This window comes from Dyadobacter sp. NIV53 (assembly GCF_019711195.1).
Classification (GTDB): Bacteria; Bacteroidota; Bacteroidia; order Cytophagales; family Spirosomataceae; genus Dyadobacter.
In genome coordinates, this window is record NZ_CP081299.1 from 370879 (window position 1) to 392576 (window position 21698).

Here is a 21698-nt window from a genome sequence, read left to right on the forward strand (position 1 = left end):
AATGTCAAAATCAGGCCTCTAAACCAATAACAGCTTTAACCTTTTAACCAGATTCTGAACAAAATTTTCTTAAATCCAATACAATGAAACGTAGAGATGTACTTAAAGATTTGTCACTGCTTCCACTTGCTGGCGGTATTATGATTCCCAATAATTCCGATGGAAAAAGAAGCGTAATAGAGGCAACAGCCAACAAAGAAATATACGAATCCATTGGTGTAGAACCCATTATCAATTGCCGTGGTACTTTCACCATTATTGGCGGATCCATCGAAAGGCCGGAAGTAAGAGCTGCAATGGATGCAGCAGCCCAATCTTTCGTACAATATGACGAACTGGCTTATGGAGCAGGAAAACGTCTTGCCGAACTTACCGGCGCAGAATGGGGCATGGTTTCGGCAGGTTGTGCAGCGGGTATGAAGCACATCACTGTTGCATGCGTTACGGGTGGTAATCCCGAAAAATTGATCCGGGTTCCGGACTTATCGGGTTTTGAAAAAACAGAAGTAATAATCCCACGTTATTCCAGGAACGTGTACGACCATGCGATCAGGAATGTTGGTGTTAAAATCATTACAGTGGATTCAATGGAAGAACTGGAAAATGCAATCAGTTCCAGAACTGCCCTGATCTATATTTTTGCGGGAGGTGAATCCGAAACCGGCCCGATGTCAACAGCTGCGATTTCGAAAATTGCCAGATCAAAAAAATCCCGGTCATGGTTGATGCCGCAGCAGAAGACCTGACGATACCGAATGTACATCTGAAAAGCGGGGCAACCGTGGTAATTTACAGCGGTGGAAAAGCATTATGCGGACCTCAGTGCGCCGGATTGGTATTAGGTCAAAAAGATTTGCTGATGTCGGCATGGCAGGCAAGTGCGCCACACCACGGACCTGGCCGCGACAATAAAGTGGGCCGTGAAGAAACTATGGGAATGGTGGCGGCCGTTGAGGCATGGATTAAACGTGACCATGCCGCAGAATGGAAAAGATGGTTAGGGTGGCTTGATAATATTTCCAAAAAATTAACGGCCATTGAAGGTGTAAAAACGACTGTGGTTGAACCCAAAGACTTATCAAACCGAACACCATTCCTGCGGGTAACCTGGGACCCGGCCAAACTGAACATTTCCGGTGAGGAAATTGCTGAAACATTTGGAAGAACAAAACCGCGGATTGCACTTGGTGGAGGCTCAAATCAGGACGGAACTACTTTTGTCTCCATTACAACCGGACAAATGCAGCCGGGAGATGATAAAACCGTTTCGGACCGATTGTATGAAGTATTATCACAGAAGCGTGAACAAAAAAAGGCTGAAATGGCAGCTGCAAATGCTGATGTAAAAGGCCATTGGGATGTTGATGTTGCATTTTTCACAAGTGTCAGCAAACAATCTTTCATTATTGAACAGGATGGAAACTGGTTACAGGGTTCTCATAAAGGAGAATTTTCAGTCAATGAATTACAGGGAACGCTTGAAGGAAACGAAATCAAAATTAAAACAACAGCCAGACAACCGGCAGATTCCATCACCTTTATGTTTTCGGGTACGGTGAAAGACAATACCATTTCCGGCTCGGTGTATATGGGCGAATATATGACTGCAAAATTCACTGCTAAACGCCATGTTTTCAAGGGGAAACGTGAGAAAATTATGATCCCGGGAGGACCGCCACTGGCAACTTAACTGGTTATTCGGGAAATATAAGACGTAGTTCAATTCATTTATCGGAACTCAAAAGCAGATGGATGGGTTGAACTAACTTAAAAAATCCAGCAAGCGATCGTCTCGCTATTCAGGTTGTGTAAGTGGTAAAATGATCACAATCGAGGTACCCTGACCCATAATAGAACTAGCAGAAATGGTCCCGTAATGGCGGGAAATTATTTGTTTACAAAGTGCAAGCCCGAGTCCGGCACCGGTTGAAGCCGCATGCATTTTATTGAGCAGGCCAAAAATATATGAATTGTATTGATTGTCGAACCCGGTTCCGTTATCTGTTACTTCAATCTTAACATGCTCAGTATATCTGTATTTTCCTTTATTGAACTGATAAATGTTTTCTTCGATGAGGACTGCCTTTATCTGTATCCGCAGCGGTTGCTCCGGTTTTTTATTCTGAATGGCGTTTTTTAATAATTCTGTAAAAAGAAGTCTAATTTGTGAAGCCTGGCCTTCAATGGCTGGTATGGTTACTGTTTCCAGTTCAAAACTTTCAAAATTTAATAAGGTCAGCGCCTCAATTTTTGCTTCCTGCAATAAATCATTTACATCTAATTTATCATTTTTTTCCACGTTGGAATCCACATATACAAATCGCTGGAGGCTGGTTGTCATATTATTCAGCTTCAAAAAACAATTTTGTATCTTTTGGTAAATTCCTGTCAATTCCTCAGCCTCTGCTTTCCTTTTTCCATTTAACAGGATATCCGTAAACATGCCAATTTTTCTGATTGGCTCCCGGAGATCGTGGGATAATACTTTACTTAACTGAGCATATTCCTGATTCCTTTGTTTAAGAGCAGTTACCTGCCTGTCAAGCTGTTGCTGGTGCAGTTCCAGTTCATTTTTCAGATTGTTCAGAACTTCATTTTCTTCCACAGCCAGCTGACGGAGTTCATTTATTTTTAGTAATTCCTTTTCATGCTTCTGGCCTTCGTATACAGTAACAAAAATGCAAAGATTGAGTGTCTGCCCATTGAAAGTCACTCTTTTAGCATTGACCATGGAGGGAATACGATCTCCCGTTTTTGACCTCAGTGACAAAAACACTTCATTGGCACCTCCTCTTAACCTGATTAAAGGATAAAACTGTGTCTGATAAAAAATTCTGCTGGCAACTGTAAAAATCATTTCTACATTTTGATTCAGCAGTTCATCTTCCTGATATTCCAGCAATTCACAAATTGTCTGATTGACAAACTCTATACTTCCGTCGTCTTCAAATAAAATGCAGCCTCCCGGCATAAAATTCAGGATTTCCTGTGCATCAGGGAGATTTTTCAATGAAAGTTAATTTAAGGATTGTAAATATTCCTTCATGATTTCAATTGTTTCCGCAGGTGCACTCATATGCGGACAGTGTCCCGTAGCTTTCATTATTTTTAAAGAACTTCCGTTTATATTTTCTGATAAATACTGACCAACCTGAACAGGTGCAATAATATCCTGTGAACATTGCATGATCAGGGTTGGATGTTTGACCTTATTTAAATCTTTACGGTTGTCTGAGAAAAAAGTTACTTTGGCAAATTGTCTGGCAATAGTATGATCAGTGGAACAAAAACTCTCCGTCAGTTCTCCTGCCAGTTCAGGCCGCTCTGCATTATTCATCATAGCCGGTGCCAGAAAATTAGCCCAGCCTTCATAATTTTTATCCATAGTTACCAGTAATTCTTCTACATCTTTTCTATCAAAACCACCCACATATTCTTCATCGTTGATATATTTTGCAGAAGGGCCGATCAGGATTAAGTTCCGGAAAAAATCTGGTTCTTTGATGGATGCCAGAATGCCGATCATACTGCTCACTGAGTGTCCGACAAAAATGGAATTTTTCAGGTTCAATTCCTTACAAATATCCAGTATGTCTTCTGCATAACCATTCAGATTGGCATAACGCTCGTGATTATATGCACTGAGATCAGAATTGCCGCTGCCTACATAATCGAACAAAATAATCTGATAATCATTTTCAAAAGCCGGCCAGACATCCCGCCACATGTGCTGGGCACAGCCAAATCCATGAGCGAAAATCATAGGTGTGGTACCTTTTCCCAATAAGGTTACATTATTTCTTTTGCTAATATTCATATCAAACCTCTCAAATCCGTTTACAGCAAATATAGAACTTAATGGCAGGTTAATACTATCCGGATTTTTAATCGCGGATTTTTAAAATTCCGATTTAAGTTTTCAGAAAATATGCATTTTTCAAATTGGTGCATATTCACGAAAAATTACAAAGGGAATGCAGGAAATATTTCGATTCAATGTGGTGAAGAATACAGTTTGTTAAATAAAAGTTTAAATGTCCCGTAAGATTGAGCGCGGAACGTAATTTCAGGACCAAAAGCAATCAGTTTTCCTTTACCAACACTGGCTTCGAATGCAGCTACGCCATCCTGCAAATAAGCCTGGCCCCATGCCCATCCGCTGCGTAAAGGTTTGTTGCTGTCAAACCACATCAGCGGTCTGATCATCCCTTTCGACACAGCTTCGGAGGAAAGGTTGAATACCGGGCTGGCATCAAAATAAACGTCAGATTTTGAGCGCATTCCCCAGGTTGTTTTCTGTGTTGAATCTACCGCAACTTTTAAAATACTTCCCGGAATAAAATATTTATCATTTGGAAGGGTCTTCTCCACACCGCCTGTTGTTATTTCCATTAGCGCATTACGAACCGGGAGGCCAATATGGTAAGCCAGACTTGTACTGCTTCCGATTGTGAAAACCGAACCACCTTCTTCCATGAATTTTTTTAAGGCTGGAACTGACCTGGCTACCGTCAGGCTACCCATTTGCTTATGGAATTCAGCTGGCACTTCCTCCTCTTTTGCTTCTTTTCGTGTGAAACCTGCCTCGCCTCCAATCGTATTTACGCCCGGAATTGCCCTGGTTACAAACAATATCAGGTCATATTTCTTCCGAAGATCCCCGGCATCTATTTCTTTGGCATAAACCAGCTGAACAGGGAAATGGTATTGTTCCATGATCCAGCGAACCCAGCCGGAAGGCATAGAACCGCCGTAATTATCCCACAAAGCGACCCGAGCCGGAACTACTTTTGTCAGATTTGCAGGTCTTTTTCCAACGGTCTTAACGGAAGAACCTAATTCAGCAGCCGAACTGGCCAGAACAGATTTTGCTTTGGCAGAAGCCGGAACAAAAAATGTTCCCTGATCTTTTCCATTGGTAATCCTGAAAACCTCAACACCGGCAGCAAGCAGGTCGTTGATATAAATAAAAGAATTGTTAACGGCAGGACTCAATTTAAAACCAGCCACCGAACCGGACGGAACTACCGTTTTCACCATCTGCAATTCACCATAGGGCAAAATTGTAAAAGGGCCTGAAAAATCATTCAGAATCCTGTCGAAATCTACACCCATCTGGAAGGCCAGAGTCCAGCCCGCTCCATCGTACGGACGGATCGGCGGGCCTCCTGCATATTGAAAATCGTTCGGGTGATCCTGTGGCTCAAACATGTCCAGAATATGAGGACGAAATGCCTGGCCAGTTTTTACTATATAAGAACCCGCTGGATATTTTTTGCCGGCAACTGTAAAACCAGCCGATGCTTTCTGAATCTGTATTCCTGCTTTTACCAATGCATTCACAAATTTAATTGCAGTTGGAAAATCGGTTTGGTTTGCAGGAATAATATATCCTCTTGCATCGCGGAGGGTTGAATCTTTTAAAACAAGATCATAAAAATTGACCTTGGCAACTTGCGTTGCTGAGCCTGAATTTGGCACTGGCTTATTTACTTTGATTGCTTCGTTGATGGCATCAATCCGTTTTGGGTAAGGTGTCCAGTAATCCATATTTCCACGGTCGATTGAGTTTTTGCCCATGTGGTAAATATTGAAAAGCAGATCGTCATAATTACGCGCTGCATAATCCAGGACCGAGAAATTCAGTGAAAGCGAATAATCAATGGATTGTTTGAAATGCCAGGTTTGAGGCGTTACCGGATTTGGGGTTGAACCGTTCGGAATCAGCCTTTGCGGTACTAGTGGAATTTCTTCCGGAGTAGGGCCGCCAATAATTTCTGTCAGCAAACCGATCATATTGTGGAACTGTGTGGTAGTACGCAAACCACCGTTATACCAGGTTGAAAATGTAGAACCGGTCAATCTGGTATAACCAGGTTTGTTTTCCACATTAAGCCTGTTATACATAGCAGCACCCACGGCATCGATACCGGTAATCATCAAAGGATCAAACACATAATTAAAAGGATCACGGTAAGGCGGCCCTGCCAGAACAGAACCTGCAGGTCCGCGCTGATGATGGTTGTACATGATCTGAGGCATCCATTCAATAAAAAGCTGGCGTCCCATATTCTGCGATTCTTTCATCTGCATCATGTAAAAATCACGGTTGTTGTCGTGACCTATATATTTCTGATATAGTTTGGGTAAAAATTCCAGGGAACGTTTTTTCGGGTCTTTTTCACGCATATACCAGTTGCTCACCAGTTCCTGCCCGTCCGGATTGGCATGTGTCATGAGGATAATCACATTGTCCAGAATGCGTTTGGTTTCTGCATCCGTACGATTTGCCAGTTGGTAAGCAGTCTCAATTAACTGGTGAATCCCAACGGTTTCGGTAGCGTGTAAGCCGCCATCAATCCAGACAACCGCTTTCCCATCAGCAGCCAGCGCTTTTGCCTGTTCGGGTGTAAGTCCTTCGGCGCGCGCCAGTTTTTGTGAAATCTCTTTATACTTTGCCAGATTTTTAAGGTTTTCCGGAGAAGAAATAATCAGCATATACTGATTTCGCCCTTCTTCTGTCAACCCAATACTGTTCAGTTCAACACGGTCCGAAGCCTCTGCCAGTTTTTTGAAATAAGCTTCTGTTTGGGTAAAATTTGCAAGCTGATAATCATCACCCATTGCAAAACCGAAATGCTCCCTGGGAGCAGGGGCATTCTGGGCAAAAATGAAGGAAGAAACAGCCAAAAATGTTAAAAGGAATAGGAGAAGAGGTTTTCTTAACATAGTGATATATTTAAAATTGGGCGGTCGGCAGTTGGCTTTCGGCAGTCGGCAGTTGGGTTTCGGGTTTCGGCAGTTAGCTATTGGCTATCGGCAGTCCGGCAACAGTTTGAAAGAGTTTTTCTAAGGATAAAAGACCAAAGCTAATAGCCGAAAGCCAATTGCCGATAGCCAATAGCCGATAGCCAATAGCCATCCAGCTATACCGCATCTGAAAGGCTTGAAAAAGTGAAATCCCTTATTTTCAATGGCGGCACCATATTTCCTCTTGTCCTGACAGGTTTACCGATCGCTTCCAGATTATTCAGCATAATGACCGGACTTTCATTGAACCGGAAGTTTTTGACGGGATGTTTGATCTGGCCATTTTCAATGTAAAAAGTGCCGTCACGCGTGAGTCCTGTATAAAGCAGCGTTTGCGGATCGAGCCAGCGCGTGTACCAGAAACGTGTTACCAGAATGCCTTTATCTGTTCCTTTGATCAGGTCAGCAAGTGATTCGGTTCCGCCTTCCATTATAAATCCTTCCGGCTGTAATATAGGTTTAACACCTTTATTTTTTGCCCAAAAGCGAGAATAAGACATATTTTTCACAACACCTTTATCAAACCAGACCACTTTTTCAAGTGGAAGCCCTTCTGACGAAAATGGTTTTGCAGGAATATCTTTGTCGGATGGATCTGAATAGATGGTTATCCTTTCGTCGAGCAGCTTCTCTCCTATTCGCGTTCCGCCCCCTTTTTTGCTCAGGAAACTTCTTCCTTCATCAGCTGTTCTGGCGTCCATGGCGCTGATCATGAATGATATTAACTCTCCTGCCGCCGTTGGTTCCAGGATCACCGTATATTTTCCGGGTTCAAACCCTTTTGCACCTCTTGAAGTAATGGCTTTCTGAATCGCAATGTTAGTGGAAACTTTGGTATCCAGTAATGTACTGTCATTAAAATCGCCGGATCCGTAGCCCGACCCCATCCCGTCAGCAGTGCGTACAGTAATGGAAAAATCGACTGCTGTACTCTTGTTGTAGGCAAACAAACCCTTGCTGTTTCCCAATGCTTCAAATCCGGAAGAATCTTCCAGAAATCCGGCACCTGTTAATTTGTTTTCGCGAACCGTCAGAATACTGTCTTTTGCAAATTTGGCGCGCTGTGCCGGATCAAGTTTCGCAGTTGAATCCAGAAAACCGTTGCTTTCCGGATATTTCTGCGGGCCGGGCATAGGCAGATATTCATCATTTTCAGGAGCCAGTCTGGCCACTTCCTCTGATCTGCGAACCGCTTTTTCCAACGAAGCATTATCAAACTCATTCACTGTGGAGGTACCCAGTTTTTTGCCAAATACTGAAGTGATTGACAAAGAAAGATTGTAGGTCTCACCGCTTGTTGAAACAGAATTACGCGCAAAACGAATATTTCCCGTTCGTTTTCCTGTAAGCTCCACGCTCATTTCGTCAGCTTTAGAAAAGGCTAAAACCTTATCTATTATTTTTTTTGCTTCTTCTCTGGTTAAAATCTCCATGTGGGAATTATCCATTTAATATTTTACAAAAAGCCCTTCTTCTAATCGTTTTGTCCAAATCCTCCTAATTCTGAAACTCTGAGAATTCTGGTCCAAATTCTGGTCAAATTTTCCTCCCCGTATTGATCACATTCACGCCATTAAATCGCGAAGTAGAACAGCCATGAGAAACTGCACTTGATTGTCCGGGCTGGCCTTTTCCATCAAATAAAGTCCCGAACAAACGATAATCGTCTTTGTCACAAATCTTTACACACGAATTCCAGAACTCCTGCGAATTTGACTGATAAGCAGCGTTGTCCAGCATTCCGACAATTTCGCCGTTCTTTATTTCATAAAATAACTGTCCGCTGAACTGGAAATTATACCGTTGCTGATCAATAGAAGATGATCCTCTCCCGAGAATATAAATTCCTTTTTCGGTATCACGGATCATGTCCCCCACACTGTATTTTTCTTTGCCGGATTGCAGCGAAACATTTGGCATACGCTGGAACTGTATCGAATCCCAGCTGTCTGCAAAACTACATCCCTGTGATTCTTTCTCACCCAGAATATGCACCTGGTCGCGCGTCGCCTGGTAGTTGACAAGTATACCGTCTTTTATCAGATCCCAGTTTTTACAAGGAACGCCTTCATCGTCATAACCTACTGCGGCCATCGTATTCGGCTGGGTTTTATCAGCTACAAAATTGACGATCTTACTGCCATATTCGAAAGTTTTCGATTCCCACTTTTCCATGGTTGCAAAACTGGTTCCTGCAAGGTTGGCTTCATAACCCAAAACTCTGTCCAGTTCCAGCGGATGTCCTACGGATTCATGAATAGTCAGACCCAGATTGGAAGGATCGAGAATCATGTCATATTTCCCGGCAACCACCGTTTTCGCACTCAGTTTTTCCTTAGCCTGCTGTGCTGCCAGAATCGCATCTTCTACCATATCGTATGAAAACCGGTATACAGTAGGTTTCCCCAAGATCGACATTTTTTCAGAAGCAAGCCCGTCGAGATATTCGTAGCCCATTCCGATCGGAGCACTTAAAGCATCACGGGTTTTAAATTTGCCGGCTTTTTTGTCAACCGCCGTAACCGTGAAAGTCGGCCACATACGATGCACATCCTGGTCAATATAGGATCCATCGGTGGATGCAAAATATTTTTGTTCATTGATAAAGAACAGGTTGGAGTTGACGAAAGTCGCGCCGTTTTTTATGGCTTCTCCATTCACTTTCATTAACAGGTCTATCTTATCTTTTACCGGAATGGCAAATGCATTTTTAGTGATCGGTGTTTTCCAGGTCTGGATTCCGACACCCTTTTGCGGAGCCAGTATCACCGGTTCTTCCTGCATTTCAGCGTTGGCTTTTGCAATGGCTACCGCGGTTGCAGCACATTTGGCAATACTGTCCAAAGAAAGATCATTGGTCGCACAAAAGCCCCAGGTCCCGTTAGCGATCACCCGGATTCCTAATCCATAAGATTCTGAATTGACAATATTTTCCACCCGCATTTCTTTGGTGAAAAAGTACTGGCGTAAATATCTCCCGATCCGAACGTCGGCATAAGTGGCTCCTTTACTTTTGGCAGCATTCAGGGCAGTGTCGGCCAGGTGTTTTTTTGCTGATCCATCCATTCCGGGCATCAGTAAATCTTCTGCTGATACTATTTTACCCTGTGCCAATCGGGAGGATAAAAACGCGGCTCCCATTCCGGATAATTGAACAAACTGTCTTCTATTCATCGTGTTAACGTTTCTGCAATATTACATTTTTGCTTCCTAGCCGCTTCATTGACGTTATGCCATGGAAATTTGACATTGACATTCGATCTTCCTGATTATTTTGTAAGCCTCAACATGAGGATCGCTGTCCTTTTTACAATTGCTTCAATAGAATTCAGGTCAACAAACTCACCAGGAGCATGCGCACCGCCGCCCTGTACACCCAATCCGTCCAATCCATCCACATATTTTGCTACGAATGAGATATCTCCAGCACCTCTTTTTCCCGGATCAAATGGCTTAACCTCGCCCTGTCCCAAATCCAGGCTTACCTTATTCAAAACATTTAGAACTGCCATATTACCGTCGGTTGGAGGCATGGAAGGATAACCGTCTTTAAACGTAATTTCAGCTTGTGTCAACGGAAGATTTTTTGCCACAATTTCTTTCATTTTGGTACGTGCATTTTTCAGTTGCTCGTCGGTCAGAAAACGAAGATCGCCGTTTACAACTGTCGTGTTGGCAATCAGGTTGGTTTTGCCGGATGCTTTTCCATCAATGGAAGTTGATGTCATATCCGTTGCAGTTCCACCCATGATCAGGCCCGGGCTGTAAGTGAGGTTCGGTTCCTTTAATTCCTGGTAAAAAGAATTCAGGATTCTGGCTGTTTCATAAATCGCGCCCGCCCCTGCACCATCAGAAAAAATCCCAGATGAATGCGCCTGTTTTCCGGAAACTTTTAACGACCAACCGCTTGAACCGCGACGCGCAACAGTTGCATAATTGAACCCCGTTCCATTCTCAAAACCCAGTGCAATATCGCTCCTTTTAGCAATATCAATGATATCCTTGCGACTGATCTCAATCGGGGCACCCGCACTTTCCTCATCTCCGTGAAGTACTACGACAATCTGTCTGTCTTTCAGCATATTGGCTTCTTTCATAGCACGTAATGCGTAGATCATAACTATATTTCCTCCTTTCATGTCGCAGCTTCCAGGCCCGACTGCGATAGAATCTTTTTGTTCCCATTTCTGGAATGGGCTGTCTGCTTCGAAAACTGTATCCATGTGGCCGATCAGCATGAGTTTTTTCCCTTTGGTTCCTTTTATTTCGGCAATCAGGTGCCCTCCGCGATTCATGGATTCGGGCATATCAACCCAAGTTGTGGTAAAACCGATATCTTCCAGCATCTTTTTGTACAAAGCACCTACCGTTTTAACACCCGCAGGATTCTGTGACCCGCTGTTGATGTTGACCGTTTCTTCTAAAAATTTTACGGATTCTTTCTGATTTTTCTCAACATTCTTCGTAACCAGAATTTCTTCTTTTGTTAGTTTTTGGGCAGAACCTATTTCCGGCAGGCTTAACCCAGCAGCAATGAGAAGAAGAGCTATTTTTGAATTCATGAATAAAGTTTTTTATAAAAAAATAATAAATTAAATTCCACCTACACTACTATTTTGTGAAAGTAAGTGAGCTTAAATATTTGCAAGCTACTTCGTTACTTTTCTACAAAAAATAAGAATAAAATAACCGGGAGAACATGTTTATCATAAATAATTACTGGTTTGGGATTAAATATTTTGTTAATTTTTTTTACATTTTTGCATAAATACAAAACAAAATTTTGAATAATTACCTATAAAACAATTTAAAAAATACAATTGGATACTTTAACAAAATTCTCTTCAAAAATTTAAATTCTTTCTTAATATCGGGCTAAATAAATGACTTGTCAAAAATGCATTATTGCAAAAGGAGATGATAGGTAGCAACTCAGCCGTCTGGTATGATTGTTTAATCCCTAGCGTTTTTAATCATTATTTAAATTATTGACATTGATTATGGAATCGACAATTAATTTTATCAAAGAAAAAATTGGAAATGCAGGCGATAGTATAGATGAGGTTCAGAATGTGGGAAACACCGAGCGCATTATTTCAATAATTGCCGGAATCGCGCTTACCTATTACGGAATTCAAAAAAAGGAGACCCTATTAGGTAAGGGACTGACCTTTGCGGGTGGCCTGCTTTTAACCAGGGGAACCAGCGGTTTTTGTCCTGTAAATAAAACAATTGGCCGCAATACAGTAGTTAGCTAAGAGATATTAAACAAGCTGGTTTTTGTATTAACTTCCAAAATAAAGCCAGAGCAAGCGGATCCGTGGTATGGCATATTTAATCAGAATTGGTAAAATTTCTGGTATTTATGTCACCACGGATTTTCTGTATAATTTTAAAAAAAGTATTTCCTTTATGGTTCTGTTAAAAAATAATTGATTTATGAGCATGCATAATCACGTCGCCTTTGTGGATGAATGGGGAAATAATGGATTGGATTTCACAAAGAAAGGACGTGGCGGCGTTCCGGTTTCCACCCATTTTATAGTTGTTGCCCTTACGATGCCAAAGGACGATATTGTGCAGGCGGAAGAAGTTTTGGAGAGAGTCAGGAAAAAATATTTCTCAAAAGGAATTATTAAATCTTCAACCGTTGGAACCGACCATAAGCGCAGAAAGCTCATTTTGGAAGAACTTTTAAAGGCACCTTTTCAAATTTTTGCGCTGGTCGTGGACAAAAGGCAATTGGTCAGTGAAGGCCTGCGTTACAAAGGTTCCTTTTATAAATTTCTTCATGGATTAGCAGACAGGGAACTTTTCAAGATTTTTCCAAATCTGGAAATGGTAGCCAGCCAGCGTGGTACCAATACTTTTATGGAAGGCTTTATAAAGTATGTTCATCAGACTCATATCGCTAATCTATTCAATGAGTCAAGTTTCGGTTTTGTCAATAACCAGGATAGCCTGATGGTTCAGGCCGCGAATTTTATTGCTGGTACACTTGCCCGCTGTTACGATGAAACTGTGATTACAGACCAACGCCAAAGTTTTGTAGACCTGTTGCATCCCAGGTTGCTGACTATTAAATTCTGGCCGGATGTTTTTGAGCCTTACCTGGTAAAGACAACTTCGGACGAACAGCACTATGACGCTACTCTTGCGGAACTGAGCGTGAAACTGGCGAATGATTTTCTGCACCGGAAAGCACCGAGCCAAACACCGCATGTGATTGACCAGCATACCTGTCTGAGCTACCTTGTTTTTCATTTCAGGCACATCAATGCCAATCGCTATATTTCCAGTTTTGAGATCATTGAGCATATTAAAGCCAGGCGCGGAAAAGCAGTTTCACTTCATTATTTTCAGACAAAAGTGATTGCCCCCTTGCGTGATGCGGGTGTACTCATTGCGAGCAGTTCCCGTGGTTACAAACTTCCCGCCAGCGAAGCAGACCTGTACGACTTTGTAAACCACAGCAATACCATTATTGAACCGATGTTATCCAGGATTCAGAAATTCAGGAACCAGATCAGAATGGCTACGAACGGCGAACTGGATGTGCTTGACAGGGAAGAGTATAGTATGATCAGGAAGGTTGTAGATTAGATTGTAATTGAGTTCAAAGTAAAAAGTTCAAAGTGCTGGAAAACTGACATTTCTTACTTTAAATCATTATTGAAGAGTGTTCAGATATGACTTGAATCTAAACAAAATCTCGTCTGCTAAATCTTAAAACGCAATAGAAATAAGAAGAAGGAATGTGAGAACAGGTTTTCAGCTTAATCCTTTATAAATCCCAAAACCACGTTTTTGTACCTGGGAAGTTGCAACTGCTTTTTCATGTTTTTAAAACTTTCAATCGGGCCCTGGGCGGCGAACATATTAACTGCCCAGGCTGGAATAATGCCGCCCGGATCCACCTGTAACGTATATTCGAGCTTCACTTTTTCTTTTCCAATTGGTGTGATTATCCAAAGCCCTTTGGAATGGTTGATCCTGACAATTCCCTTTTTGTCCTCAACCCAACCCGGAATAGCAGGTGCATCTACCGTTATAACTTTGGTCGCCGGGTGCTGGCTTACTGCGATATGTGCAACAAAATCACGATTTTCAAGTGGCCAGGGCAGACTTACTTCGGAATAATAATACAATTCGGAAGCTGAAACCTTTTTCAGTAAAACACAGGATTTGGTTCTATAAACCCACTGATCCGCAGTATTGACGTCCAGTAATAATTCAACCAATTGTGAAGCGCTGGATTTCAAAATACACTCCACTTTAAGCGCTTTTATTTTTGATCCCGGAACAACCTTTGAAAAAACTGTTATACCTTCTTCCTCGGTAACCAGTTTCCAGACGGACTGACCAAAAACACTGGTTATTTCAAAACAAAAAAATAATAAAAGAATGATGGTTTTATGCATTCGCGAAAATAGTCCTTTATTTTCGACACATTGACTTTTCAGGAAAGCTGGCTGTTAATATTTCAGCATAGGCTCTGTGCTTTGCATGGTAGATTTTGCCTATTTACCGGTTGAATAGGCCAGTGAGTAAGTAAACTCCTGCCGGATGCTGCCCTTTTTGTAGATATAAAAAGTAAATTTCAGGCTCCCGCCAGTGAGTAAATCAACCGTTACAAAACCCTGGGTGGCATCAGCGAACAAAGAATTTTTGCCTTTTTTGACAAAATTATGCTTTGCCCCCGCCCCGCTTACTACCTGAATATGTTTGCCCTTTATAAATTGAAGCCCATGTTCATGGCCCGCGGCATGCACTACATTGGTTGTACTGTCGAATACCTGCTCAACACGCTGGATCAAATCCTGGTACAGCGGATGTTTCATGTCTTCCGGGTTTTTGAATTTGGTACGTAATAAAGGATACAGAGAACCAATGATGGGAAGTGGAATCCACAGATATTTTTTGACTGCAGTGAGAGGAAATATATGGTCTTTGAGACTGTATTTCCCGCCGTGCGTCCCATAACTTTGAAAAGGATGGTGTGACGCCAGAATGATAAATTTCCCTTTATTCTGATCTCTTAGTCCGCTCATTTTCAGCAATACATCTTCCTTGGTTTTGCAGTTACAATCTGCGTTCGATTTGTCAAACGGGAAAAGCCACCACTCACTGTCGTATACGATAACTGTCAGGCTGTCAGACAGATTTAACGCAACTGGATCCGGACACCCGTTTGCTGGCAAAAGTTTGAGTTGCGGGTCGGACTGTTCACCTAAAAATTGCCCCTGTCGTTTAATTTTAGCCAAACCTTCTTTCCCGGATCTGTCCCAGTCGTGGTTACCGGGAACAAAATAGGTTGGTGCTCCCTTAGCCCGCATCGGTGAGAACTGCGATTTCAGGACTTGCTGTGTAACCAGTTCATCATCATCTCCCGGCAAACCCATTCCATGCGGATAAATATTATCTCCCAGAAACATGACAATAGTTTTTTCGGGAATAATCAGATCGGCCGCCTGATGTAATGCTTTTTGCTGTTTGGGATTCATTTCTCCGGCATCACCAACAAAAATCACCCGGTAACGAATGCTATCCTGCCCAAAACTTGCTGTAAAACCAGAAAGTATAAAAAATAAATACAGGTAATATTTCATGTATCAATATAAATGTTTCAATCTAATTCCACACGCACTTAAAGCTTATTTTGCATCTTTCTGTATTCAGATGGATTGATGCCCTTGTATTTTTTGAACAGCCTGTTCAAATGGCTTTCATCCGTGTAATTGAGTTCAAATACAATTTCATTGATACGCATATCGCTGTGTAAAAGCCTCATTTCCACTAACCTCAACTTGTAATTGATGATATATTGCTGCAAAGTTTCTCCGGTTTGCTTTTTGAAATATTTTCCCAGATAACCGGCTGAAATCGCCAAATGAGTGCACATTTGTTCAACTCTCAGATTCTCAGGATGAAAGATGTTTTCCTGTATGTAATGCAAAATATCCAGAACTGCTTCACCGGTATTTTCCTTGATATTTTTTGGCAGTTTCAAGGCAATATTTCTTGCAACTACCAGAATAATTGCATTCACAATGGTCTCAGTAATTTTGGAATGATACAACTGCTGATTGCTCAGTTCCTGTACAATATTTTCAACCAGTGAAGCGATCAGTGGCTTGTCCAGTCTGTTCTTTAAGATACAGCCGGGCCTGTGACTGGCATTATTCATAATAAAATCCATGCGTTCCACCCAATCGTTATCCTTGCTTGTTTTGATATAAGATTGATTAAAACTAAGGAAAAAGAACGTGGTAGGATTTATGATATCGAAGAAATATGTATCCTGTGGCGTTATCAGAAACAAATTTCCCTTTCTGTAATTAAAGCGATGGTTATTCACATATTGAATACCTGACCCTTCCAGAATGTATATCAGCACGAAGAAACTGTTACGGTAAGTTTTCTTTGGAAAAACTGACAATTCCTTGTATTCAATTTCAAAAGGCTGATACAAGACCTGATTGGCAACCGGCATAATAGTACAGAATAAGTGAAGACTTGTACAAATATAGCGATCAATATCCTGTATAATTTTGCCAAACAAAAAAACAAATCTTACAATTTTAATATGAAAAAGCTTTTTGTGATAGCGCTAGTACTGGGATTCGGATTTAAGGTTCAAGCACAAAATGCAGAAAATAAGTTAGAAAATAAAAGCGAACCAATAACCGGCGTCTGGTCATTGGCAGCAGTAGAAAATATTAATCCGGATGGAAGTAAAACACTTCCTTACGGCAACGATCCCAATGGATTACTTATTTTTGATACAAGCGGCCGGTATGCAATTCAAATTTTGAAAGCAATTCGTCCCAAGGTTGCAGCCGGAGATAAAAACAAAGCGACACCGGAAGAAAATGCTGCACTGGTTCAGGGTAACAATTCGCATTTTGGCCGTTATTCAGTCGACGAAACTAACCGAACCATTACATTTCAGGTAGAGCACGCATTTTATCCAAACTGGGAAGGAACGGTTCAGGTAAGATCTTACACAATGAAAGACAACGAATTAAAATACATTGTTACACAAACCACGAACGGAGGTGCTGTAACGGCGGTAGTTGTATGGAGGAAAAAGTAAGCAATCACCTTAACGCCCAAAGCTTCTACGCATTAATTTTTAAAAACCCTATCTAATCAATATATTTGGAATAAACCCAGATATTATGTTTTCCGCTTCCGGATTAAAAGAAAATAACACGTCCCTATCCACAGAAATTCTTGCCGGAATATCTTCCTTTTTAGCAACGGCCTATATTATTGTCGTCAATCCATCCATTCTCAGCCAGACCGGAATGCCGTTTTCGGCTGTACTGACTGCCACGGTACTGGTTTCTTTTTTCAGCAGTTTTATGATGGGCTGGTATGCCAACAATCCGATTCTGGTAGCACCGGGAATGGGGCTCAATGCATTTTTCACTTTCACCGCCGTTTTTACTGAAAAACTGAGTTGGCAGGTTGCTCTGGGAACCGTATTCTGGTCGGGCATATTCTTCCTGTTGTTATCCGTTTTTAATGTCCGGTCCTACATTGTGAAAGCCATTCCCAAACCATTACGATACGCAATAGCTTCGGGAATTGGATTGTTTATTACGCTGATTGGTTTTGCAAATGCAAAGTTTATCGTTGCCAATCCGGCAACAATGATTGGTATTGGCCAGCTGAATGCATCCACACTTACCTTCATTGCAGGTTTACTGGTTACCGTTATTCTGCTGATCAGGAATGTAAAAGGCAGTATCCTGATCGGCATCATTTTCACCAGTTTGCTTGCCTGGCCAATCGGAAGGTACTGGGGTGGCACTGAGGCCGTTATTACAATCAATCACATTATTGCCAAACCTGATTTCAGCCTGGTTTTTCAGCTGGATCTGGTCAATTCATTGAAGTGGAGCCTTGCTCCTATCATACTGGCTTTTGTCTTTACAGATATGTTCGACAGCCTTTCCACTTTTGTTGGCCTTGCGGAAGCATCCAATCTGCTCGATGAAAATGGTGAACCCAGAAACCTGCAAAAATCCCTGATAGTCGATGCGTTTTCCACAACCATTGCCGGACTTACAGGCAGCAGCCCCGGAACGGCGTATATAGAATCAGCGGTAGGAATAGAACAGGGTGGAAAAACTGGATTAACTGCCATGGTAGGCGCCGTGCTTTTCCTGCCTTTTTTGTTTTTATCTCCGTTAATCAGCGCTGTTCCCGCCATTGCAACTGCTCCGGCTTTAGTTTTGGTTGGTGTTTTTATGATGAAGCCAATCGTAAAAATAAACTGGAACCAGCTCGATGAAGCTTTTCCCGCATTTCTGGCAATGGTACTCATTCCATTCACTTACTCCATAACCCACGGAATCATCTGGGGATTTCTGAGCTGGACAGTTCTTCAGATTGCAACAGGAAAATTGAAAGAAGTAAGTCTGGCACTCTGGATTATCAACGTTTTTGCCATATTGGCACTTATTCTCTAAATATTATTTATGAAAAAAATTGCACTCCTTTTGCTTTTATTGCCATTTAAAAACATCACTTACGCGCAGGATATTACTGGTGTACTGGGTGCTTTTCCGCCGGAACTTGTACTGCTGCAAAGTAAGATGGAAAACAAAAAAGATACCGTGATCGCCCATATCCGTTTCACAAAAGGTATCCTGAACGGCAGATCCGTTGTGTTGGCGCAAACCGGTATTGGTAAAGTAAATGCCGCTATTACAACAACATTGATGATCGATCATTTCAAACCCAGGGAAATTGTTTTTTCAGGAATTGCGGGTGGAATCGATCCTGAATTATTACCGGGTGACATTGTGATCGGAACACAGGTTACGTATCATGATTATGGCACGATCCAAGACGATGGAATGAAATACGGGCCTACGCGCAATCCATATACCATGGAGGAAAATCCGGTCATCTTCAACTGTGATTCAGCATTGGTTCAAAAAGCAATTGCTGTTTCAACAGGTTTAAAATTTGAAAAGATCAAAAGAGAAAACGGCAGCTTTCTCCCGGCTATCAAGAAAGGCGTTATAGTTACAGGAGACGTATTTGTAGCATCCGGAACAGCCACAAACAGATTAAGAAAAGATCTGAACGCAGCAGCAACAGAAATGGAAGGAGCGGCCATAGCACAAACCTGTTACCAGCAAAAGGTTCCCTTTTTAATCATCCGTAGTTTGAGTGATAACGCTAATAATAAAGCTAAAAATGACGTACAAAGCTTTTACCAGATAGCCGCTGAAAATGCTGCAATTATGGTAATGGCGGTGGTTGGGGTAAAGTAAGAATAAGGTAGCTCTAACAGAATAAATGCCAGTATTTAATTGCCTGAATGGCAAATTAAATACTGGCATTTATTCTGTTAATTAACTTAGAATTTGTTATTTATAGAACGTATCTGTAATATTTCTTGATGCAGATCCATTAAAAACAACATAATTAATTACAAATTTTGTATTGTTCTCACTTACTGTTAGTACCGGTGCAGATGTAATCGTAACGGTATTATCAGCAAATGTACCAGCAACGTCATCAGGATCAATTACTGCTTTGAAATTTGATAATACTCCGTCAGTATTAGTTAACGTGATAAGATAATGCACGCCCAGGTAACCAGTTTCAGCTCTTACAGTTGTTGGATTAACTGGTGCAAGAATAGTTTCATGCCCAGCAAATGAAGTACTATGAAGAGCATCAGATTTATCTGCAGTATTATACCTGTCATAGTTCCATTTATATGAACCCGCAATAGGATTACCAATTGCATGGAAATATACCGTACCAAAGTTTGAGCTGATATCAACGCTTCCATCATTGGTTGCTGTTACAGGAAGTCCATAATTTTCAGTTGCATCAATCTTGGATGGATAGAATATCACATGAAATTTTGCAGATCTTTCACCAGCCTTAATTACTGCCGTTTTAGTTATAAACGTGTAAAGACTGTCAGGCATCAGTTTGTAATCGATATCATCACTTCCGATATTATCGTTTACAGCATTTGCATCAACGCCAAGTGTAATATTCAGATCCTTACTAAAGGTGCTGGCACCGGCAAGCGATACAACAAAGGTTGCTGTATCTGCAGTGTGCGTAGCGGGATAAGTAATAGCCGCCCCTGAAAAGTAAGCCAGTCCTGAATTAATTGTCGTTCCACCAGCCTTCACATAAAAAAGTTCAAGAATGGATCCGGACGCATCAGCAGGAATATTAGATTCATCCTCATTCAAACAAGATGAAAGCCCGCATACTGCTGTTAAAAAGAGAAATATTTTTGTTATTGATCGTTTCATAAATTGAAATTTTATTTTGCCCAGAAAATAAGTGAAGTGAAGGAACTGATACCGCCAGGTGCATTGGCTGCGTTATAAGATGCCTCAGAAGACGGATACAGAACCCTTGTCGGCAATCTGTCAGCACGCGGGCTTTGAGACACAATGGAAGCAAAAGTTCCACGGGCAGTTGTACCGCTTACGGAAGGATATCCCGTGCGACGGTATTCATTCCATCCTTCCTGGCTGTCAACCATATTCATAGCAATGTATTTCTGGGTAATGATCGCTTCGATCTTTTGCGCTTCGGTAGTAGCCAGCGCAAAATTCACAAGGTAACTGGTCGGGTTTTCAGTCAGGTATTTCTTGGAATCTGCAACCGGATCTCCATCCAAAGTACCGTCAGGCAATTGATACAAATAATCAAATGAGGCAGTAATACCGCTTTCAAAAAGTGTTTTGGCAACGCCGGTTGTAATTAGTCCCCTAACTACCGCTTCTGATTGTAAAAAATAACTTTCTGCCGCTGTAATTAATGGATATCCTGCATCCGCACCTTTTAAAACGCCGGTTGCATCACCCGCAGTTGTACCGGTTCTGTTGGCACTCGGATACCAGAATCCACCTGTCGGGCTTGACGGAACACCTGTATTTTCGTAACCCAGCTGATTACTTCCAGTCGAAGGGAACTGGTAAAATGTAGCAGCACCTCTGCCTTCATCTTTCAGCTTTCCTCCATTATAAAAGCCTAAAACATAGGTGGTAGGAATCCATGCTTTATTGGCAGCAGATCCTGTATAACCAAATCCCCAGCTTTCCCATTTAGGATTTTGTCTCGCAACATCCCTGGTATACCCCGGATTGATCAGCGCATCTGAATCTAAAAATCCGACAGCATCAAAAGCAGTACTGGCAAAAGTAGCTTTACCCGTTGCACGTACGATTAATCTGAGTTTGATTGTATTAGCAAGTTGTTTCCATTTATCAAGATCCCCTGCAAAAAGAATATCTGCGGAACCCAGCTCTTTAATTGTCGCACCGGCTTCGTCCTTTGCAACGGCAGAGTTAATTGTAGCGATGGCAATATCAAGTTGCGAAGCAAGATCTGCATAGACAGCCGACGGATCGTCATACTTAGGCGTTAGCAGATTTGCACCTTTTAATGCCTCGGAATAAGGAACACTGTTATAGGCATCTACTAAAAGCTGAAAGCCGTGTGCCTTCATAATTTTAGCTGTTGCATTAAAATAACTATAGTTCTCGTCGCCTTCCGTCTGGTCAATGATATACTGGAAATCTTCCAGGTTATCATAAGTTGTTGGCCATAGACCTGAATAGTTACTTGAATTATAGTTGTAGGTTACAGTTTCGTTAAAACCGCCGTACCCACCCGCATTGGCTGCATAACCGGCCGTTTGCATGCCGTAAGTATTGTATCCGTTCAGCACAAGAGCGGTTGCGGCAATAGCTTGCGGCATTACCAGCTCAGGGGAAACAGAAGTAGCCTGGTTAGTATTCGTATTAACATCGAGGTAATCGCTGCATGATGTTCCCATCATGGTTAGGATCAAAAAGCCTATTATATGTATTTTTTTCATTTTTTCTATT

General features: G+C 41.8%; 18 protein-coding genes. 7 read left to right on the forward strand and 11 right to left on the reverse strand.

Features of this window, described 5'->3' with window-relative positions; genetic code table 11:
* Window positions 1–83 precede the first annotated feature (83 nt).
* Window positions 84–746 (forward strand): hypothetical protein, encoded by a 663-nt coding sequence (locus tag KZC02_RS31350; protein WP_229253953.1) that lies wholly within the window; start codon window positions 84–86, stop codon window positions 744–746.
* Complete coding sequence (locus KZC02_RS31355; protein WP_229253954.1) at window positions 719–1690, forward strand: hypothetical protein; 972 nt, start codon at window positions 719–721, stop codon at window positions 1688–1690. Before KZC02_RS31350 ends, KZC02_RS31355 begins: the two co-directional genes overlap by 28 nt.
* A 105-nt stretch (window positions 1691–1795) precedes the next feature.
* Here KZC02_RS31355 and KZC02_RS01560 read toward each other — a convergent pair whose 3' ends face one another.
* The 6 genes from KZC02_RS01560 to KZC02_RS01585 form a co-directional block, all read right to left on the reverse strand.
* The gene (locus tag KZC02_RS01560) at window positions 1796–3010 is read right to left on the reverse strand and encodes an ATP-binding protein (RefSeq protein WP_221392487.1); all 1215 of its coding nucleotides are present in this window, start codon (window positions 3008–3010) and stop codon (window positions 1796–1798) included.
* 6 nt (window positions 3011–3016) lie between these two features.
* Window positions 3017–3817 carry an alpha/beta fold hydrolase gene (locus KZC02_RS01565; RefSeq protein ID WP_221392488.1) on the reverse strand — a complete coding sequence of 267 codons (801 nt, stop codon included), beginning with the start codon at window positions 3815–3817 and terminating at the stop codon, window positions 3017–3019.
* Window positions 3818–3993: 176 nt separating this feature from the next.
* Window positions 3994–6729, reverse strand: coding sequence for a M14 metallopeptidase family protein (locus KZC02_RS01570; protein WP_221392489.1), 2736 nt, complete (start codon window positions 6727–6729; stop codon window positions 3994–3996).
* 197 nt (window positions 6730–6926) lie between these two features.
* The gene (locus KZC02_RS01575; protein WP_221392490.1) at window positions 6927–8243 is read right to left on the reverse strand and encodes a TldD/PmbA family protein; all 1317 of its coding nucleotides are present in this window, start codon (window positions 8241–8243) and stop codon (window positions 6927–6929) included.
* Between the two features lie 103 nt (window positions 8244–8346).
* The gene (locus KZC02_RS01580; protein WP_221392491.1) at window positions 8347–9984 is read right to left on the reverse strand and encodes a TldD/PmbA family protein; all 1638 of its coding nucleotides are present in this window, start codon (window positions 9982–9984) and stop codon (window positions 8347–8349) included.
* Between the two features lie 95 nt (window positions 9985–10079).
* Window positions 10080–11372 (reverse strand): M20/M25/M40 family metallo-hydrolase, encoded by a 1293-nt coding sequence (locus KZC02_RS01585; protein ID WP_221392492.1) that lies wholly within the window; start codon window positions 11370–11372, stop codon window positions 10080–10082.
* Between the two features lie 438 nt (window positions 11373–11810).
* Here KZC02_RS01585 and KZC02_RS01590 point away from each other — a divergent pair, with 438 nt between their 5' ends.
* The gene (locus KZC02_RS01590) at window positions 11811–12068 is read left to right on the forward strand and encodes a DUF2892 domain-containing protein (RefSeq protein ID WP_221392493.1); all 258 of its coding nucleotides are present in this window, start codon (window positions 11811–11813) and stop codon (window positions 12066–12068) included.
* 181 nt (window positions 12069–12249) lie between these two features.
* The gene (locus KZC02_RS01595) at window positions 12250–13413 is read left to right on the forward strand and encodes a DUF3800 domain-containing protein (RefSeq protein WP_221392494.1); all 1164 of its coding nucleotides are present in this window, start codon (window positions 12250–12252) and stop codon (window positions 13411–13413) included.
* A 173-nt stretch (window positions 13414–13586) separates the two neighbouring features.
* Here KZC02_RS01595 and KZC02_RS01600 read toward each other — a convergent pair whose 3' ends face one another.
* The 3 genes from KZC02_RS01600 to KZC02_RS01610 form a co-directional block, all read right to left on the reverse strand.
* Window positions 13587–14231 carry an START domain-containing protein gene (locus tag KZC02_RS01600; RefSeq protein WP_221392495.1) on the reverse strand — a complete coding sequence of 215 codons (645 nt, stop codon included), beginning with the start codon at window positions 14229–14231 and terminating at the stop codon, window positions 13587–13589.
* 99 nt (window positions 14232–14330) lie between these two features.
* Window positions 14331–15419 carry a metallophosphoesterase gene (locus tag KZC02_RS01605; protein ID WP_221392496.1) on the reverse strand — a complete coding sequence of 363 codons (1089 nt, stop codon included), beginning with the start codon at window positions 15417–15419 and terminating at the stop codon, window positions 14331–14333.
* A gap of 38 nt (window positions 15420–15457) precedes the next feature.
* A complete protein-coding gene (locus KZC02_RS01610; protein WP_221392497.1) occupies window positions 15458–16303 on the reverse strand; it encodes an AraC family transcriptional regulator in 846 nt (281 codons plus the stop codon).
* A gap of 93 nt (window positions 16304–16396) precedes the next feature.
* Here KZC02_RS01610 and KZC02_RS01615 point away from each other — a divergent pair, with 93 nt between their 5' ends.
* From KZC02_RS01615 to KZC02_RS01625, 3 genes are all read left to right on the forward strand, one after another.
* Window positions 16397–16906 (forward strand): lipocalin-like domain-containing protein, encoded by a 510-nt coding sequence (locus KZC02_RS01615; RefSeq protein ID WP_221392498.1) that lies wholly within the window; start codon window positions 16397–16399, stop codon window positions 16904–16906.
* Window positions 16907–16991: 85 nt separating this feature from the next.
* Window positions 16992–18290 carry an NCS2 family permease gene (locus KZC02_RS01620; RefSeq protein ID WP_221392499.1) on the forward strand — a complete coding sequence of 433 codons (1299 nt, stop codon included), beginning with the start codon at window positions 16992–16994 and terminating at the stop codon, window positions 18288–18290.
* A 9-nt stretch (window positions 18291–18299) separates the two neighbouring features.
* Window positions 18300–19103 carry a 5'-methylthioadenosine/adenosylhomocysteine nucleosidase gene (locus KZC02_RS01625; protein WP_221392500.1) on the forward strand — a complete coding sequence of 268 codons (804 nt, stop codon included), beginning with the start codon at window positions 18300–18302 and terminating at the stop codon, window positions 19101–19103.
* A 96-nt stretch (window positions 19104–19199) separates the two neighbouring features.
* Here the strand turns inward: KZC02_RS01625 and KZC02_RS01630 are convergent, their stop codons facing one another.
* Both KZC02_RS01630 and KZC02_RS01635 read right to left on the reverse strand, forming a co-directional pair.
* Window positions 19200–20111, reverse strand: a complete 912-nt coding sequence (locus KZC02_RS01630; protein ID WP_221392501.1) for a DUF1735 domain-containing protein — start codon at window positions 20109–20111, stop codon at window positions 19200–19202.
* 11 nt (window positions 20112–20122) lie between these two features.
* Complete coding sequence (locus tag KZC02_RS01635; RefSeq protein WP_221392502.1) at window positions 20123–21688, reverse strand: SusD/RagB family nutrient-binding outer membrane lipoprotein; 1566 nt, start codon at window positions 21686–21688, stop codon at window positions 20123–20125.
* Window positions 21689–21698: the final 10 nt, after the last annotated feature.

Bases quoted from the DNA above. Each gene is read 5' to 3' on its own strand.
- KZC02_RS01630 (WP_221392501.1), bottom strand. From the start codon at position 20,111: ATGAAACGATCAATAACAAAAATATTTCTCTTTTTAACAGCAGTATGC.
- KZC02_RS01610 (WP_221392497.1), bottom strand. From the start codon at position 16,303: ATGCCGGTTGCCAATCAGGTCTTGTATCAGCCTTTTGAAATTGAATAC.
- KZC02_RS01570 (WP_221392489.1), bottom strand. From the start codon at position 6,729: ATGTTAAGAAAACCTCTTCTCCTATTCCTTTTAACATTTTTGGCTGTT.
- KZC02_RS01615 (WP_221392498.1), top strand. From the start codon at position 16,397: ATGAAAAAGCTTTTTGTGATAGCGCTAGTACTGGGATTCGGATTTAAG.
- KZC02_RS01565 (WP_221392488.1), bottom strand. From the start codon at position 3,817: ATGAATATTAGCAAAAGAAATAATGTAACCTTATTGGGAAAAGGTACC.
- KZC02_RS01605 (WP_221392496.1), bottom strand. From the start codon at position 15,419: ATGAAATATTACCTGTATTTATTTTTTATACTTTCTGGTTTTACAGCA.
- KZC02_RS01595 (WP_221392494.1), top strand. From the start codon at position 12,250: ATGAGCATGCATAATCACGTCGCCTTTGTGGATGAATGGGGAAATAAT.
- KZC02_RS01575 (WP_221392490.1), bottom strand. From the start codon at position 8,243: ATGGAGATTTTAACCAGAGAAGAAGCAAAAAAAATAATAGATAAGGTT.
- KZC02_RS01620 (WP_221392499.1), top strand. From the start codon at position 16,992: ATGTTTTCCGCTTCCGGATTAAAAGAAAATAACACGTCCCTATCCACA.
- KZC02_RS01585 (WP_221392492.1), bottom strand. From the start codon at position 11,372: ATGAATTCAAAAATAGCTCTTCTTCTCATTGCTGCTGGGTTAAGCCTG.
- KZC02_RS01625 (WP_221392500.1), top strand. From the start codon at position 18,300: ATGAAAAAAATTGCACTCCTTTTGCTTTTATTGCCATTTAAAAACATC.
- KZC02_RS31350 (WP_229253953.1), top strand. From the start codon at position 84: ATGAAACGTAGAGATGTACTTAAAGATTTGTCACTGCTTCCACTTGCT.
- KZC02_RS31355 (WP_229253954.1), top strand. From the start codon at position 719: ATGGTTGATGCCGCAGCAGAAGACCTGACGATACCGAATGTACATCTG.
- KZC02_RS01600 (WP_221392495.1), bottom strand. From the start codon at position 14,231: ATGCATAAAACCATCATTCTTTTATTATTTTTTTGTTTTGAAATAACC.
- KZC02_RS01635 (WP_221392502.1), bottom strand. From the start codon at position 21,688: ATGAAAAAAATACATATAATAGGCTTTTTGATCCTAACCATGATGGGA.
- KZC02_RS01590 (WP_221392493.1), top strand. From the start codon at position 11,811: ATGGAATCGACAATTAATTTTATCAAAGAAAAAATTGGAAATGCAGGC.
- KZC02_RS01580 (WP_221392491.1), bottom strand. From the start codon at position 9,984: ATGAATAGAAGACAGTTTGTTCAATTATCCGGAATGGGAGCCGCGTTT.